We start from the raw sequence: 17,146 nt of genomic DNA, 5'->3' as shown, positions 1-17,146 counted from the left end.
TGCATTTAACCGTTTGAGGACAAGGCTATGAAAACTATTATTACCTACGGCACCTTTGATTTATTCCACATTGGCCATATTCGCTTATTCAAGCGCTTAAGCAAACTTGGCGACAAATTAATCGTTGGCGTATCAACTGACGAGTTTAATGCTATGAAGAACAAAGCGGCTTACTTTAGCTACCAAGAACGCCGAGAAATAGTTGAAAGCTGCAAATACGTGGACATGGTAATTCCAGAGCAAGACTGGCAACAAAAGCGCGGCGACATTATACGTTTAAACGCCGATATTTTTGCTATTGGAGATGACTGGCTAGGCAAGTTTGATGACTTAAGCGATATCTGTCAGGTCATGTATTTGCGCCGAACTCAAGCAATCTCCACTACAGAAATTAAGGCGTCACTAGCAACTTTTAATCCGGCTCAAGCCCTAAGCGCCTAAACTGGAAGTTATTAGACAGGGAATGCTTAAACGAAAGAGCTTGAGCAACAATAAACTATTGAACACTAGTCAAAAGGGACAGACTATGAGGTTTATGCAGCACATTCCAAGCAGCATAAAAACAATGATGACATTATCAAAGGCATCGCTTAAGTGCACTATTGTAACGGTTTGCCAAGCTTTAACCTGGATAATTCCACGTCAACACAAGGCTGTCTGCGGTTGTTATAAAAACAAGTTTGCTGATAACAGCAAGTACCTTTATTTGCACTGGCTGCAGCAAAAAAATATCAAAGCTATTTGGATTTCTGGCGACAAACAGTTGATACGTGAACTTAACCAGCAAGGTCTAACCGCCTACTACCGTTGGTCGTTATTGGGCGTCTTCCACTCGGTTACCGCTAAATACTATGTATATAACAGTTATATTGGCGATGTGAATCAATACCTTGCCAATGGTGCAGTTAAAATCAACCTATGGCATGGTTCTCCACTAAAGCGCATCGAGCACGATATTAACAATGGCCCGTTAAACCACGTATTTAAGCCGCGTAATTGGCAACAACACCTGATTGCTAGTGGCTTATACCATCAGCAACATACTAGACCTGATTTGATGTTAGCACCAAGCCCTTTGGTTGAAGCTCTATTCTCTAGTGCATTTGAAATAAATGCTGATAACTTTCTACGCTGTGGCAATCCCCGTACAGACTTTTTCCAGCGCTATTCTCACCTTAAAAACAAACAGCAAATGCCAGAAACGTTAAAAAGCATCATTGATGCGGGCACAGCAGCAAGTGCTGTTAAGCAACCTCAGTTAGTACTGTATGCACCATCATGGCGAGACAGCTTACTAGATGGCAATGGTTCCAACCCCTATCTTGCCGCGATAGACTTTAAGCAACTCAACCTGGCTCTTAAACAAAACAATCAGCTGATGCTATTGAGATTACACCCTAATGAGCAACATCTTGCCGCTGATTTTGGTCACCACGATCACATTATTGATATATCACACTGGCAAGATATTTATGCCATTTTGAATGACATTGACGTGTTGATTTCTGACTACTCATCAATCTTTATTGATGCACTCGCGAGCGACGCGCATTGTTGCTCTGCTGAAGTTGACGACTCACAAGTCGAGTTCGTGAATAAGAGAAAAACGGCCATTGCTTTGTTCAAGTTCGATGAGCAAATGTTCACTCAGGACTGCCGGTCACAATATGATTATGTTGCAAGCATGCCTGCGGTCGGCCCAACTTTAACGGATTTTGCGGCGTTAACTGAATATCTAGCACATGTAGCAAAAGCTAACTCAGAGGAGGAACAGTTACTAAACAAGAAGTTACAAGCTGAGCTAACTCAGATGTTCTGGCAGCATGGCAACATCTCAAGTTTCGAGGCTATAGACAATTGGTTAGCAAAGCAGCAAGGTCAAGCTCCAAGTTCTGAGACTCCCCCAAACTCCAGGTCTCGTTATCGCTCTAAAGGTAAGCGAGCCAAGTGGTGGCAAATTTACGGTTGAGCACTAGTAAGCTTTTAATTGTGTCACGCTAGAAACTGTGTAGCTAAGAGCTTAACGGCCAACCGTAATATAATTGCCAGCAACTTATGTCGTTACTGAGGTGCGGTATCGTCAAACGCCATTTCTAATTGAATAGGTTTTACTAACACCACCAAATATTGACAAGATTAATTAACCGTCAACGCATGAGTTTTTGTCACTACAAATAACCAAAGCACTTTATCTGGTCATTCTTGTTGTTTAAGCCAATCATCTGTGAGCATACCGGCAAAGCCCCAGTCTTGAGGTTCAATTTCCTGAATGACAATATGAGTATGCTGCGGCTTTTTACCTAATACCCGTTGCAAAGAGTCAGTAATATCTTTAACTATCTCAGCTTTTTGTTCGCGACTTGCACCTTTGGTGATCTGCACATTGACGTATGGCATGGCTTTCCCTTTCCTCATCGAATTAACGCTCGGTTCAAACATTGATTGAACTCAGGTTAAGCAGTTTTAAACCGCAATGGTCTCACTGTATATAGCACCAAGGGTGGAACTTGTCGTTGCCAACAAATTAATTCTGACGATTAGCAGATTTCCATAAAAACGCCGACATTAACGTCGGCGTTTATCAAACATGATTGGCACTATTCACCAAGCTATTAACTCAACAAAGATAGAAGGTCCTCAGCACTACCTTGCCACGGGCCTTTAGCGGTATCAGATAAAATTCTGTCTGCTAGCCCTTGCTTATGCACCTGCATCTCCTGAATCTTCTCTTCCACTGTACCTTGAGCAATAAGCTTGTACACAAATACAGGGTTTTGTTGCCCTATGCGATGAGCACGGTCTGTCGCCTGACGCTCTGCGGCTGGATTCCACCATGGGTCGAAGTGAATAACCGTATCTGCGGCAGTAAGGTTAAGCCCTGTGCCACCCGCTTTTAAGCTAATCAAGAACACTGGAATATCGCCATCTTGAAACGCGTCAATTTGCGGCTGTCTGTCCCGCGTTTGCCCAGTAAGCTTACTATATGGAATATTGAGCGCTTCCATCTCCTGCTCAATGTAATGCAGCATAGAGGTGAACTGACTAAAGATGAGGATTTTACGCCCTTCTTCTACCATCTCGGGTAGGTTTTGTTTAAGCCAAGTAAGCTTGGCGTTATCTTGCACTAATTGAGCTTGTTCAAGCTTAACCAGCCTAGGATCGCAGCACGCCTGACGCAACTTAAGTAGTGCATCTAAAAACTCAATCTGACTGCTAGACACGCCTTGTTTAGCAAACAGCTCGCGCAGCTTTTTCTCCATCACTAAACGAATAGACTCATAGAGGTTACGTTGATCTTTCTCAAGGGTTAGCGACTGCACAATTTCGGTCTTTTGTGGCAGCTCTGCCATCACTTCTTTTTTAGTGCGGCGCAGCATAAATGGCGCGACACGCTGAGTGAGTAACTTACTTTGCTCAATATCACCTTGCTTTTCAATTGGACCTCTAAAATGCTTCTGGAAGAAAGTTTGCTGACCAAGCAGCCCTGGCAGGCAAAAGTCCATTAACGATTTTAGCTCGCCTAAATGGTTTTCAAGCGGCGTACCTGATAAACACAACCTAAACTGACCGCGAAGGGTTTTGATCACCTGAGTCACTTTGGCTTGATCGTTTTTAATCAACTGGGCTTCATCCAGCACAATGTGCTCAAATACAATATGTTCGTACGACTCATAGTCGCGCAGTATTAGCGGATAAGTAGTAACAATGACATCAAATGATTCAAGGTTTTCTAAATACTGCTGACGCTTAGCGCCATGAATAACAGCAACCTTAAGCGATGGGGTAAACTTGTTCGCTTCTTTTAACCAGTTACCCACAAGGCTCGTAGGACATACAATGAGACTTGGTGATGTCTCGTGAGCGGCTTGCTTGTCACGCAGCAAAAACGCCAATGTTTGTAAGGTTTTACCTAACCCCATGTCGTCAGCCAAGATGCCGCCAAGTTGATACTCTCTTAAAAAGCATAACCAGTTGTAGCCTTGCTTTTGGTAATCGCGCAGCTCGGCATTCAAGCCTTGTGGCAATGGCACATCTTGCACGCCGTTAAACGACTTTAGCTTGGTGGCTAATTTTCGTACCCGTTCACCATTAAGCAATCTCACTTCGCTTTCTGATAATTCATTAAGCAAATGGGCACGGTTACGTGGCACCTCAAGCACTTCTTGATTGTGGCGTGTAAACAGCTCTTGAATGATAGAAACCAAAGGTTTAATCGCTTTGGCTTTGACCTTAATGAACTGACCATTTGGGCCTGGCAACAACAGGGCTTGCTCATCGTCAGGCTCACCGTTTTGCTGTAGCCAGCGCGCAACAAGCGCGAGCAGCGGCACGTTTTGCCCTTCGATATCAGCATTAAGTGACAGCGAGAACCAACCCGACTCATCTTCATCAACTAAATCGACATCAAGCTTGGCATCAATAATATTTAGGTCAAAAGCATCATCAAAGACCACTTCAACACCGATTGACTCTAGCCAGTCAACACCTTGATGAGATAACTCTGACCAAGCAAAAATCCACTCTGGAATATAACCCGCGGTGAACAGCAACCCTTGCTGATTTGATGGGTACAGCTTTTTATCGATAACGGTGAGCGAGTGCTCTAAAAACTGCTGAATGAGCGCTTGCTCTTCGGTAACATTGCGATGAATTTGGTATTGAACATTACCTTTTTTAACTAGAGAAATACGCTCTGAGTGCAAACTTGCAGCAACACTCACACCACCGTATTTAAAGCTTAATGCCAGCACAGGTTGCACTGTGTCATCGTTGCTTAACTTAGCCATGGTAAAAGTCGCTACAGCTTGCAACGGCTCATCAATCTCGTAAAACTCAATATCGCTTGGCACAGGCACTGTTTTAGGCGAAAAGTGGCGCAGCATTGTATGACTGATGCTTTCTAGCTGAGCGACAGGCACGGGCGGCATATGCTGCAATAACTTGAGTTTGTCTACGGTCAACTCGGTTTGAATATGCCCCATTTTTAGGTAATCAAGCTCAACAAACATTGCCGGCTCTGTGGCTACAAATTCCCAGTTTTCCAAACCTGGCATGCTCATTTGCATTTGCGTTTGTTTTTTATCTAACTCACACCAAACAAACTCTGGCGCGATGGCCGGGCTCCAGCTTATTGGCGTGCGGTTTTCTTCCCAAAACCCGACGCCCTGAGCAAGAATTTTACCTAAAGCAAGGTAAGCAAACTCACCTTCAAGATAAACCTTAGAGCCACTGCTGCCACCTAATAGTAAATGGATGATTTGCTTGTCTTCACTATCAACCCAGCTAGGAAGCTTCTGCTTTAACTCTAACAAAGGCAATTTACTGCCCTTGTTATACAAGCCTTTTTTATTCAATCGCGAGCGCTTAAATTCGACAAATACACCATGGGGATCACTTGAGAATATATAAATAACCCGGTCTAGCTCTTGCTCAAACTCAGCATCTTGTTGCTGCGCACTGTTAAGTTCATCAAGCTGTTTCAGCCACTGATTCAATCTTTGCTCTTCAACTGGCTTTTTATCGATTAACGCCAGCATCGCGGCTGCGACATGCTTACAGTTGGTGCGCACAGGACAAGTACAGTGTGAGCGCATCACCACCTTGTGGTTAACATTTACTAGGGTAATTTCTTGACGATAGGCTTCATCGGCTGAGCCTTGCACATAGGCTTCAATATTGTGATTACCTTTGCTGGCAGTGACTTCAAGCACTCGCCCTTGAATAAGATAATTTTGCGCTTTTTGAATTTGAATCGCGCTGAAAAGCTTTGCCACCAACTCATGTGACAATTTGATAGGAAGGTTGAACAGTTTTGCCGACATCTAAACACCAACACAAATGACGCAGTTACCCTGCTTGCGAAATCGACGGTCATCGACTCTCACAAACACAAAAAAATTTACGCGCGTCTGAAAAAGTTAACTATCCATTTTATGGAAGATGGCGTGCAATAGCTATAGCTAATATCCGCCTTCGCAATGATTTTGTGAGCTAAAATCGATAAATAGTTAAGTCTTTAAATTCATGAGAAAAGTACATAAAAAATGGACAGTTTTTATAACTGTCCATTAGTTGATCACGGCAATGAGTTAGGTACTGAAACGACTTAGCTCTTGAACTGGAACTTAGATAACCTCGCCATCGACACCGCCATCCACATCACTGCGCCGACCAAAATAAACGCCATTACCGCAGTTTGTGCTCCGTAAACAAAACTCAACATAGATAGCGCAACAATACTTAAACTTGAAGCGAGGAGTAATCTTACTGGCACTGTAAGCACTGACTCACGCTCTTTCATCACCCACACCGCAGCAAAACAAATTAGACTAGCTAACACTACAATTGAAATTTGCATATCGACCTCGGCTATTTAACTAGGGCGTGTTGATCTTTGCTGATTAGAATTTGTTCGAATTAAAAGTACTTTAATCGCGGCGTGAGCGATGACGTCTAGTCACCTAAACAAACTCGCTCACAACAAAGAGTAAAGTGCTTTTAAACGAACCGTTCCGGCAGCGCTTGTTGTCATTTCTACTGTGTTAACGACTTATCATGTGGAATAACCACACATCAAAGTCGTTGCCTTGTATAAATATCCAACAAGCAGCTGCAAAAATAATCTTGAAAGATCAACACGCCCTAGGCATGTAAATCTAAGTTAATGCCAGTAAATTACCTCAATAACGAAATAGATGCAAATGATAATGATTTTTATTTATGAAGGGTGGGCGTTAACAATGAAATCATAGAGACTGCCGATTAAAACAACTCCAAGTAAACTAGTTAATCAATGACAACATCAAAATCAACAACATCTAAAGCTAGCTGTCGCCAAAATAATTAATAGCAAGCACCATATCTGAACTGCACTAATTCTGTAATAGATACTCTTCAGCTTTTTCAATACTGCGGGGCTTGCCCACTAGCATCAGAATATCATTTTTGGCCAATACCCAATCTTTTGTCGGTGAGTTCACTTCCTCGCCGCGACGGCGAATAGCACGCAGTTCAACCCCAAGGCTGCGCCAAGGAATACTCGATAGCTCACGCCCGACAACAGTTGCCCCGAAGGTAATGGCACCGCGTGCATGGTGTCTAAAGTGAAATCTGTCTCAGCGCCAGTAAAAAATCCATGTAAATACTGGTAGTGATTGCGCCGCTCAGACTCCAAACGCTTGATAATACGAGGTAGCGGCACGCCGCATTTATACAAAACTTGCGATACCAACATCAGGCTGCCTTCAAGCGATTCGGGAATAACCTGAGTCGCCCCAGCCTCTTTTAACTCACCTAAGTACTCATCATCTTTGGTGCGCACCAGTATCTTCGTTTCTGGTGCGAGCTTGCGGCAAAGTGATAGCGCCTCTTCAGCTTGCCTTGGTTCACCAAACGTCACCACCACCAAATTGGCTTTACGGATCCCAGCTTGCTTTAGAATACTCATACGACAAGCATCGCCAAAATAGACTGGCTCGCCAGCGGCTTTGGCTTCACTCACCCGCTTAGGGTCGAGATCAAGCACTAAGTAAGGCACATCTTCAGTTTTCAGAAAGCGCGAGATTGTCTGACCGACGCGGCCATAACCAAGGATGATAACCAAGTCACTTTGCTGTTCAATAACTGGAAAGTCAGCTTGCTCTAACTGCTGATTTTGCTTCGCGATATGACCAACAAAGCGCTCGGCAATATCAATGCTGTGGCGCACTAGCCAAGGGGCGATAGACATAGACAGCACTGCCACCGCAACCAAAATAGTGCTGACTTCAGCGGCCAGTAATTGGTAGTTCACCGCAAGTGCTAACACAACAAAGCTAAACTCACCGACTTGGCCAAGGCTTAATGCTGAACTTAAGGCAACTTTGGCGTTCTCCCCCGCAAGACGCAGCAAGCCAAATACCACGGCAACTTTAGTAAATAACACTACAACTAAAGTCAATAAAATTTGCCACCAGTATTGGATTACCAAGCCAAAGTCCAGCAACATGCCGATGGAGATAAAGAATAAGCCCATCAGCAGATCACGAAACGGTCTGATGTCCGCCTCTAACTGACGGCGGTATTGACTCTCACCAAGTAGCATGCCTGCGATAAAGGCGCCCAACGCCATCGACAAGCCCAGCCATTGAGTAAAAGCACCAGTAACTAACGCAACCACCAAGGTTGATAACACAAAAAGCTCATTAGTACGGGAACGCGCAACTTCATCGAATATGCGAGGCAATACCCACTTACCAAAAGACATCAAGGCGATAAATGCCAAAATACCGGTAAATAGGCCCCAGGCGAGTTCTCTAAAGCTAACCTGAGAGCCATCAGTGGCGAGTAGTGGCAATAGAATAAGTAATGGGATAACCGCTAGGTCTTGAAATAGCAATACACTAATAGACAGCTCACCGTGGCGGCGACGCAGCCATCCTTGCTCGTTGAGCAGTTTCAATACAATCGCGGTCGATGACAGCGCGATAACAGAGCCAATTACAATGGCGGCAACCATGCCCTGCCCGACTAGCAACGCCATACCGCCAGCAATTAGCGCAGTAATGGTCATCTGCATGCTACCTAAACCAAATACAGTTCGGCGCATTGACCACAACTTAGGTACAGAGAATTCAAGGCCAAGGGTAAACATCAATAGCACCACACCTAACTCAGCTACAGAGTGCATTTGATGCTGGGTAAACCAATGGAACCCGGCTGGGCCACTGACAACACCTGTCAGTAAATAAGCAAGAATAGGCGGTAAACCAATACGACGAAGTAAGGCGATAGCAACAATGGCGATCACCAGCATGGCTAAAATATGAATGAGCAAGCCATGTTCCATGTCAGTCTACCTCCGTCAAAAATTCGCCATTGGTCACAGTAAGATTATTATCAAAAATACGCACAAATAACAAACTACTAATAAATATAGAAAAAACCTTTGTGGCACAAGATGTGCAAGTTTGTATCAAACCCCATGTGTTTTTCGGAGCATGATTATGGATTTTGCCTCAGTAACTGAACTTTACCCCGACGACCAATGGTATCGCGGCGACGTTTATGAGCAATTAACCCCAGAAATTGACCAAGTACAAATTATGCAAATGCTACATGCCAGCCTTGATCCTAGGACGGTATTTTCCTGCTTCGGCAACATTGTCGGACAGCATTTGCCGCTGTCTGGGGTTCAGCTAAATATCAACCAGCATCAATTTGCCTGGGGTCGTCGCCGTGGTATTGAATTTCAGCGCTCAGTTGAAGAGCATCAGACAAAGTACCAATTTATCTATCAGCTTACGCAAAAACTAAGTGCAGCTGACGTTAAAAAGCTCAAACAAATTGAGCAGTTAATGATCCAGCCTCTCAACAATGCCATTAAATACCAAGCCATGTCTAATCAGGCTATGTTTGATGACTTAACTAAGCTGGGCAACCGCCATTACTATCAGCAAGCAATCAAGCATGCGATTGCCAGAAGTGAACGCAAACTGGATGACATGACATTAATTGTGGCAGACCTAGACAGGTTTAAACAACTAAACGACAACTACGGTCACCAAATTGGCGATTGTATGCTGCGCAACTTTGCAGATTTATTACAAAACGCCACTCGAAGTACCGATCAGGCGTTTCGTCTCGGTGGCGATGAGTTTGTGATTATTACCCAGGGTGACATCAGTGCCGCGCAGATTATATGCCAGCGCATCATAGATGCTGCGGCTGAAGATACACAAATGTGTCGCTATGATGTGAAATGCAGTCTAGGTATTGCCCAGGCGCAACATAAGGTGAGTGCAGATATGTTATTTGATCGCGCTGATCGCGCTATGTACAGTGCAAAAGCAGCCGGTCGTAATACTTACGAGGTATTTAGTCACTAGCCAGCAAACAACTCGCTTGTCACTCTAATAGTGATAGCTATTGATGGATGTCCGCGATAATACCGATTGGGTTACTTATCAAGTAGCTCAATCACAATCCCCAACTCTTCATCTAAAGCGCAAAAGCGTTTATCGACCCACAAGCCCATTACCGCCACTAAATCGTTACCATAAAACACTATTGGCAGTTGATTGCGCCTCCATGGTGGCACTTGGCACTCTTGCCATAGTTTTTTAAGCTCACGGGGTTTATTACGATAACTATGAACAAACGCTGGCTGACACTTGAGCTTACCACTGGCGGCGCCGAAGCTCACTTCTACATTTTCGCCGTTCTTGGGTAACCTTAAGCGCGTACCTGCTGTGGCAATACTAAGTTGATAGTGAGATTCGCCAGCGACTTCATTTGTGGCATTCACTGCGACGTTATCTGAGGCGTAGGTTACGCCAGACACAGTTGCGGGATCGCACAGAGATGATAAATGCCCTGCGATTGCATTAGCCAGCTCACCCTGAGCTTGCCAGTTGAGCACATCATTACTCACCAAGTATGCGCAATGATTAAATCGTTTGATTACTGCGTTACCACATTGAATTTCAATATTGGCATCTTGCTTAGCCTGCGCTAACTGAGTTAACACTTGCGATAGCACCAGCTTGCTTGGCAATTCAGCACCTGTGTTTAACTGCTTAGCTTGGATAAATTGCCTTAAAATAGCGGCCTGCCATTGGGGTGTTTTCGCAAACAGCAATTCAAGTGATAAACCTTGATTTCCAAATAATGTGTCTTCGAGGCTTTGCTGAACGTTGCCACTCTGGTTGCTCAGCATGTGGTTTAGTCGCAGCTTAGCTTCATTCTCGATCATCTGCTGCTGCTCAGCACACAAGCTTGCACTGCGTGATGCGGTCACAGCAATACTAGGCCAGCGCGCTTTTAAAAGTGGGATAACTTGGTTGCGCAGAAAGTTACGGTCGAACTTATCATCACTGTTACTCTCATCTTCAATATGAGTGATGGCAAATGTTTGCGCGATTTGCTCAATATCATCCCGGCTCACATCTAACATTGGTCTTGCATGCCATATACACGCTCGCGCAGTATCTGGAGCTTGCAAAGCCTCAACAGCTTCGTTGCCTGCCGATATAGCAAGCGGCTGCAACTTCCCCATGGCCGCCAAGCCTTTTGGCCCCTGACCGCGTTTTAACGCAAGCAGCAGGGTTTCAAGTTGATCATCTTGATGGTGGGCGGTGAGTAATACATCACCTACATTGAGGTGTTTATTGATAGCTTGGTAACGGGCACTGCGTGCTAATGCTTCTAGGCTTTGCCTTGGCGCTTTAGTAATTGTGACTTGCTCAATTGCAATATCGAGCTGATAGTGCTGCGCCTTTGCTAAACAATGCGCCGCCCAGGTATCAGCATTTGGGCTTAGACCGTGGTGCACATGAACCAATTTGATTGGCACTGGGTAGATAAACTTAAACTTAGCAAGTACATAGCAAAGTACTTGTGAGTCCAGACCGCCACTGTAAGCCAGTACTAACTTATTACCTAGACCTGCGCTACACTCTTGCTCAGGGCTGCTTGTTTGCCCAGAGCATGACGACTCACCTGCATTATCAAGAAGCCCTGTTTGTTGACAAAGCTGTGCTATCTCACTGACTAACTGAGTAACTAGAGCCTCACCTTTGGTTGCCGTTTCCTTGCCTGTCGTCATGGTCATTTCGCTACAAGCTAGCCTAGTTAAAGGAAATTTTAACGTTCGCGGAGCCTACCAGAGTTTCTAAATCTAGCATTAACTCGTCAGTTGGGTTAACTCGCCATTGCTCGCCTAACTGCAATTGCCCCTGAGCACTATTTTGAGAGTAAGTGATCACTACCGGCACGGCGCCGCCACGCCAAGGTGTGAGGGTTTGTTCAAAGTCGGTTAACCACTTTGGGGTGACTTGCTCTGCTTGCAGGTTGATTTCAACGGCTTTTGCAAAGTGACTGCGGGCTTCGCCAATCTCGATAATATTGCGCGCGTTCATGCGATTGCCACCAGAGAAGTCATCAACGGCGACTTCACCCTCACAGATCAAGATTTTATCTTTTTCTAGCAGATGACCGAACTTCTCAAACGCTTCGGTGAATAACATCACTTCAAGGCGAGCACTTTTATCATCAAGCGTCACTAGCCCCATTTTTGAGCCACGTTTAGTCACCATCACACGTGTACCCACAACCAGACCAGCAACCTTAATGGTTTTACCGCGACCTGTCGGGTGCGCATCTTTAAGGCGCCCAGAAGTGTACTGCCTTAACTCTTTAAGATACTGATTAATTGGATGGCCGGTTAAATACAAGCCTAGGGTCTCGCGCTCACCTTCTAACCAAACCTTGTCAGGCCACGGCGTGCACTCAACAAACTGCTGCTTAGAATCCTCTGGCGTGTCGTTCAGTAGGCCAAACATATCACTTTGACCAATAGACTCAGCTTTTGCATGTTGCGCTGCGGCGCTTATTGCCTCTGGCAGAGTTGCATGCATTGCAGCGCGGTGCGGACCTAAACTATCAAGGGCGCCAGCGGCAATCAGTTTTTCAATCACGCGCTTGTTAAGCTTTTTAAGATCAATGCGGGCACAAAAATCAAATAGGTCTTTAAATGGACCGTCTTTGCGTGCTTCAAGGATAGAGTCAACCGGACCTTCACCTACGCCTTTAATCGCGCCGATGCCATAAACAATGTTCTGTTCATCATCAACGGTAAACTTGAATAAGCCTTTGTTCACATCAGGTGGAATAAGCGGTAAGCCCATACGCTCACATTCATCGACTAGGGTAACAATCTTGTCGGTGTTATCCATATCGGCAGACATTACCGCCGCCATAAACTCAGCTGGGAAGTGAGTTTTCAACCACAAGGTTTGGTATGAAACCAGTGCGTACGCCGCCGAATGCGACTTGTTGAAACCATAACCTGCGAATTTCTCTACCAGGTCGAAGATTTTCATCGACAGTTCGCCATCAATATTGTTATTGATCGCGCCCTCTTTAAAGGTACCGCGCTGCTTAGCCATTTCTTCTGGCTTTTTCTTACCCATAGCGCGACGCAACATGTCCGCGCCACCTAGGGTGTAGCCTGCCATAACCTGAGCGATCTGCATCACCTGCTCTTGATACAAGATAATACCGTAAGTTGGCGACAACAGCTCTTTTAGACACTCATGCTGATATTGCTGATCTGGATACGATACTTCTTCACGGCCGTGTTTACGTTCAATAAAGTTATCTACCATGCCCGACTGCAGTGGCCCTGGGCGGAACAGCGCTACCAGTGCGATCATGTCTTCAAAGCAATCTGGCTGCAGGCGTTTAATCAGATCTTTCATACCGCGAGATTCCAGCTGGAACACCGCTGTAGTTTCATAACGTTGCAGCAGTCTGAATGATTTGAGATCGTCCAGTGGAATCGCCTCAATGCGGACCGGCTCTTTCCCTTCACGCGCTAGGCGCGGGTTAATCATCTGCAGCGCCCAGTCGATAATGGTAAGTGTACGTAACCCTAAGAAGTCAAACTTAACCAGTCCCGCTGTTTCTACGTCGTTTTTATCAAACTGAGTAACTGGATTTAACCCTTCACTGTCGCAATAAAGCGGCGCAAAATCGGTAATGGTGGTCGGTGAAATAACCACGCCACCTGCGTGTTTACCCGCATTACGTGTCACACCTTCGAGGCGGCGACACATGTCGATAAGCTCGCGCACATCTTCATCTGCGTCATAAGCTTCAGGCAGTGATGGTTCAACCTCAAAGGCTTTGGCAAGTGTCATCCCAGGCTCTGCTGGGATCATTTTAGTTAAGCGATCAACAAAACCATAAGGATGCCCAAGCACCCTGCCCACGTCACGCACAACCGCTTTTGCAGCCATGGTACCAAAGGTGATAATTTGCGATACCGCATCACGGCCATATAGCTCAGCTACGTGGTCAATAACTTCATCACGTCTATCCATACAAAAGTCGACGTCAAAGTCGGGCATAGATACACGTTCAGGGTTCAAGAATCGCTCAAACAGTAAGTCAAATTCGAGTGGGTCAAGGTCAGTAATCTTAAGTGCGTAAGCAACCAAAGAGCCCGCACCTGAACCACGCCCTGGTCCTACGGGAATATCGTTATCCTTACTCCATTGAATGAACTCCATTACGATAAGGAAGTAACCAGGGAAGCCCATATCGTTAATTACTTTTAGCTCAATTTCCAAACGCTCATCATATTCAGGACGTTTTTCAGCGCGCTCTTGTTCATCAGGGAACAAAAACTCTAAGCGTTCTTGCAGACCTGTGCGCGACACTTCAACCAGATAATCATCAATCGAAAGATCACCAGTTGGAAAATCAGGTAGGAAGTACTCGTGTAATTTAACCGTCGCGTTGCAACGCTTGGCAATTTCGACAGTATTGCTTAAGGCTGATGGAATATCGTCAAATAAGGCGCACATTTCATCAGCTGTGCGTAGATATTGTTGTTCACTGTATTTTTTAGGGCGACGGGGGTCGGCTAGCGTAAAGCCATCATGAATCGCAACACGGATTTCGTGAGAATCGAAATCTTCTGCTTTTAAAAATACCACTTGGTTGGTCGCAACAACAGGCAAGCCCACTTCAGAGGCCAGCTCCACTGCCATTTGAATATAACGCTCTTCATCTGCTCGACCAGTACGAATAAGCTCAAGATAATAACGGTCAGCGAAATGCTGCTGATAGAACTCAACCAGCTCATGAGCCTGAGTCATATTGCCTTTAATTAGGGCCTTACCAATGTCGCCGTCTTTGCCACCAGATAGCAGTAAAATGCCGTCGTTGTATTTGCGCAGCCAGTCTTGATCAATAACGGTTTTACCGTCAATTTGCCCTCTTGAGTAGGCCTCACTGATCAGCAATTTAAGGCTTAAATAGCCAGCATCATTCATGGCAATGACAGTCAATGCACAAAAATCATTATCAAAGCCTGGCACCTGCATCCAAAAATCAGCGCCAATAATGGGTTTAATGCCTTTGCCATGACAACCGTCATAAAACTTCACTAACCCGCACAAGTTATTCTGGTCAGTTAACGCAATCGCTGCCATCTGTTGCTCTTCAGCGGCGGCCAAAATGGGTTTAACCTTGGCGACACCGTCTGACATGGAAAAGTCACTGTGAACACGTAAATGGACGAAACGAGGATCTGTCATGGCAATATTTTTGGATTCGTTATTTTTATTAAGCTTGGTGAATGCTGAACTAGAGATAATAAGTTCAGACAGATGGATTAGACTATCAAACTACGTGGGTAATAACCAACAAAGCCACAGCTATTTGTGGCTTTATTGTGCGCTATCACCAAGGCAAACAATTGGGGTAAAAAGCCATCTTTATGGCAATTCGAGTGTTTATTTTTCAAGCTGCTCTGCAACGGGTCTAAAGCTTTTTCTATGCTCATCGAGCACGCCGTATTGCTCTAATGCTTCAAAGTGCGCTTTGGTTGGGTAGCCTTTGTGATTAGCAAAGCCATATTGCGGGTAACGTGCATCAAGGGCTTTCATTTCTTCATCACGGGTGACTTTAGCAATAATCGATGCAGCACTAATCGCTGCGACCAAACCATCGCCTTTTACCACGGCGTGAGATGCAATACCGAAATCCGGACTGCGGTTTCCATCGACCAAGACTTTCTCAGGTTTAACACTGAGTCCTGCAACTGCGCGCTGCATCGCCAGCATAGTGGCATGAAGAATGTTCAACTCGTCAATCTCATGCGGCGAGCAGCGACCGACACTTATCGCAAGCGCTTTATCGCAAATCTCGTTATAAAGTGCCTGACGTTTTTTCTCGCTCAATTTTTTCGAGTCATTTAGCCCAGCAATCGGCTGGCTCGGGTCAAGAATAACGGCTGCAGTAACCACATCGCCTACTAACGGCCCACGGCCAACTTCATCAACGCCAGCAACTAATCCGCTAGACAAAAGCTCGGCTTGCTCAGGGGTAAGCCCTTTAATAACGGCAGGGAATTGCATGGTATATGGTTACTCTTTGGTTTTACTGTGCATTTTACGTTGCAACGCTTTTGTTGTGCAGCCGTGCTACGCCGCGATGATAATCGCTACTAGTCAACAAGCTCAATAACAGCCTTAGCGGCCTTGGCACTGGCGTCTTGTCTTAACTGCTTATGCAGTTCAACAAACTTGTCATACAATGGCGTAAAGTCACAATTCATTTGCTTAATGACGGCATCAGCTATGTTATCTGGTGTGCAATTATCTTGAATGAGCTCAGGAACAATAGTCTCGCCTGCAAGCAGATTTGGCAGTGAGTAATTACTAATAAGCATCATGCGCTTAGCAATATTGTAAGTAATTGGGCTAACGCGATATGCCACCACCATCGGGCGCTTAACCAGCATGGCTTCTAGCGTCGCTGTACCTGATGCCAGCAAAATGTAATCAGCAGCGGCCATCACTTCTCGAGACTGACCATCAATAAGCTCAATCTCCAAATCTGGGGCATATTGATTTAATGCTTCCAGGTACTGGTTTTTACGCGCTTCATTAACCAGTGGCGTGACAATTTTTACGTCAGGATATTGCTGCTTAACTAATGCTGCAGCTTGAACAAATGGCTCAGCCAGCTGTTTTAACTCACCACCGCGTGAGCCTGGCAATACAGCTAAATACTCAGCTTGTTTATCAAGTCCAAGCTGCTTACGAGCGGCAAGCTTGTCACTTTCAAGAGGGATATCATCAGCAAGTGTGTGACCAACAAAAGTACAAGGCACTTGATGTTTATCGTAAAACGCTTTCTCAAAAGGCAATAGCGACAGCACCATATTGGTTGCCTTGGCTATTTTGAAAATGCGCTTTGGACGCCATGCCCACACTGACGGACTGACATAATGAACCGTTTTAATTCCTCGGTTTTTAAGCTTAAGCTCTAAACCAATATTAAAATCTGGCGCGTCAATTCCGATAAAACAATCTGGTTTGGCAGCGACAATTTGCTCAATAAGGCTGGCGCGAACTTTTATCAGCCGAGGCAAGCGAGAGAGCACCTCAACAATCCCCATCACTGCTAGCTCTTCCATTGAGAATAAACTCTCAAATCCCTCAGCTTGCATACGTGGACCACCAATACCAATAAACTTGGCATCTGGGTAGGTTTGTTTCAGCGCTTTGATTAATCCAGCACCTAAAATATCGCCGGAGATTTCTCCGGCGACTAGAGCAAATACTTTTGCGTTGTTGGTGCTCATTAAAAGCCT

The 17,146-nt window shown here is 45.2% G+C and carries 10 protein-coding genes and 1 pseudogene; 3 read left to right on the top strand and 8 right to left on the bottom strand.

Annotated features, from left to right (window positions below):
- Positions 1–27: 27 nt before the first annotated feature.
- Positions 28–441 (top strand): adenylyltransferase/cytidyltransferase family protein, encoded by a 414-nt coding sequence (locus EXU30_RS17225; protein WP_130602109.1) that lies wholly within the window; start codon positions 28–30, stop codon positions 439–441.
- Positions 442–565: 124 nt separating this feature from the next.
- Positions 566–1,969, top strand: coding sequence for a CDP-glycerol glycerophosphotransferase family protein (locus EXU30_RS17220; protein ID WP_165399042.1), 1,404 nt, complete (start codon positions 566–568; stop codon positions 1,967–1,969).
- A 227-nt stretch (positions 1,970–2,196) separates the two neighbouring features.
- Here EXU30_RS17220 and EXU30_RS17215 read toward each other — a convergent pair whose 3' ends face one another.
- From EXU30_RS17215 to EXU30_RS17200, 4 genes and pseudogenes are all read right to left on the bottom strand, one after another.
- On the bottom strand, positions 2,197–2,397 hold the full coding sequence (locus EXU30_RS17215) for a tautomerase family protein (RefSeq protein WP_242620251.1): 201 nt from the start codon (positions 2,395–2,397) through the stop codon (positions 2,197–2,199).
- Positions 2,398–2,612: 215 nt separating this feature from the next.
- A complete protein-coding gene (locus tag EXU30_RS17210) occupies positions 2,613–5,822 on the bottom strand; it encodes a DEAD/DEAH box helicase (RefSeq protein WP_130602103.1) in 3,210 nt (1,069 codons plus the stop codon).
- Between the two features lie 284 nt (positions 5,823–6,106).
- The gene (locus EXU30_RS17205) at positions 6,107–6,358 is read right to left on the bottom strand and encodes a hypothetical protein (RefSeq protein WP_130602101.1); all 252 of its coding nucleotides are present in this window, start codon (positions 6,356–6,358) and stop codon (positions 6,107–6,109) included.
- Positions 6,359–6,872: 514 nt separating this feature from the next.
- Positions 6,873–8,827: pseudogene (locus EXU30_RS17200) on the bottom strand (monovalent cation:proton antiporter-2 (CPA2) family protein).
- A 157-nt stretch (positions 8,828–8,984) separates the two neighbouring features.
- Here EXU30_RS17200 and dgcS point away from each other — a divergent pair.
- Positions 8,985–9,866, top strand: a complete 882-nt coding sequence (gene dgcS, locus EXU30_RS17195; RefSeq protein WP_130602099.1) for a diguanylate cyclase DgcS — start codon at positions 8,985–8,987, stop codon at positions 9,864–9,866.
- Between the two features lie 71 nt (positions 9,867–9,937).
- Here dgcS and tilS read toward each other — a convergent pair whose 3' ends face one another.
- The 4 genes from tilS to lpxB all read right to left on the bottom strand — a co-directional run bounded on the left by tilS (position 9,938) and on the right by lpxB (position 17,137).
- Positions 9,938–11,584 (bottom strand): tRNA lysidine(34) synthetase TilS, encoded by a 1,647-nt coding sequence (gene tilS, locus EXU30_RS17190; RefSeq protein WP_165399041.1) that lies wholly within the window; start codon positions 11,582–11,584, stop codon positions 9,938–9,940.
- A gap of 22 nt (positions 11,585–11,606) precedes the next feature.
- Complete coding sequence (gene dnaE / locus EXU30_RS17185) at positions 11,607–15,083, bottom strand: DNA polymerase III subunit alpha (protein ID WP_130602095.1); 3,477 nt, start codon at positions 15,081–15,083, stop codon at positions 11,607–11,609.
- Between the two features lie 198 nt (positions 15,084–15,281).
- On the bottom strand, positions 15,282–15,905 hold the full coding sequence (gene rnhB / locus EXU30_RS17180; RefSeq protein ID WP_130602093.1) for a ribonuclease HII: 624 nt from the start codon (positions 15,903–15,905) through the stop codon (positions 15,282–15,284).
- 89 nt (positions 15,906–15,994) lie between these two features.
- Complete coding sequence (lpxB, locus tag EXU30_RS17175; RefSeq protein WP_130602091.1) at positions 15,995–17,137, bottom strand: lipid-A-disaccharide synthase; 1,143 nt, start codon at positions 17,135–17,137, stop codon at positions 15,995–15,997.
- Positions 17,138–17,146: the final 9 nt, after the last annotated feature.

Source organism: Shewanella maritima (assembly GCF_004295345.1).
GTDB classification, from domain to species: Bacteria; Pseudomonadota; Gammaproteobacteria; order Enterobacterales; family Shewanellaceae; genus Shewanella; species Shewanella maritima.
The sequence above is the reverse complement of the archived record's forward strand: the minus strand, read 5'-3'. Positions and strand labels throughout refer to the sequence as shown.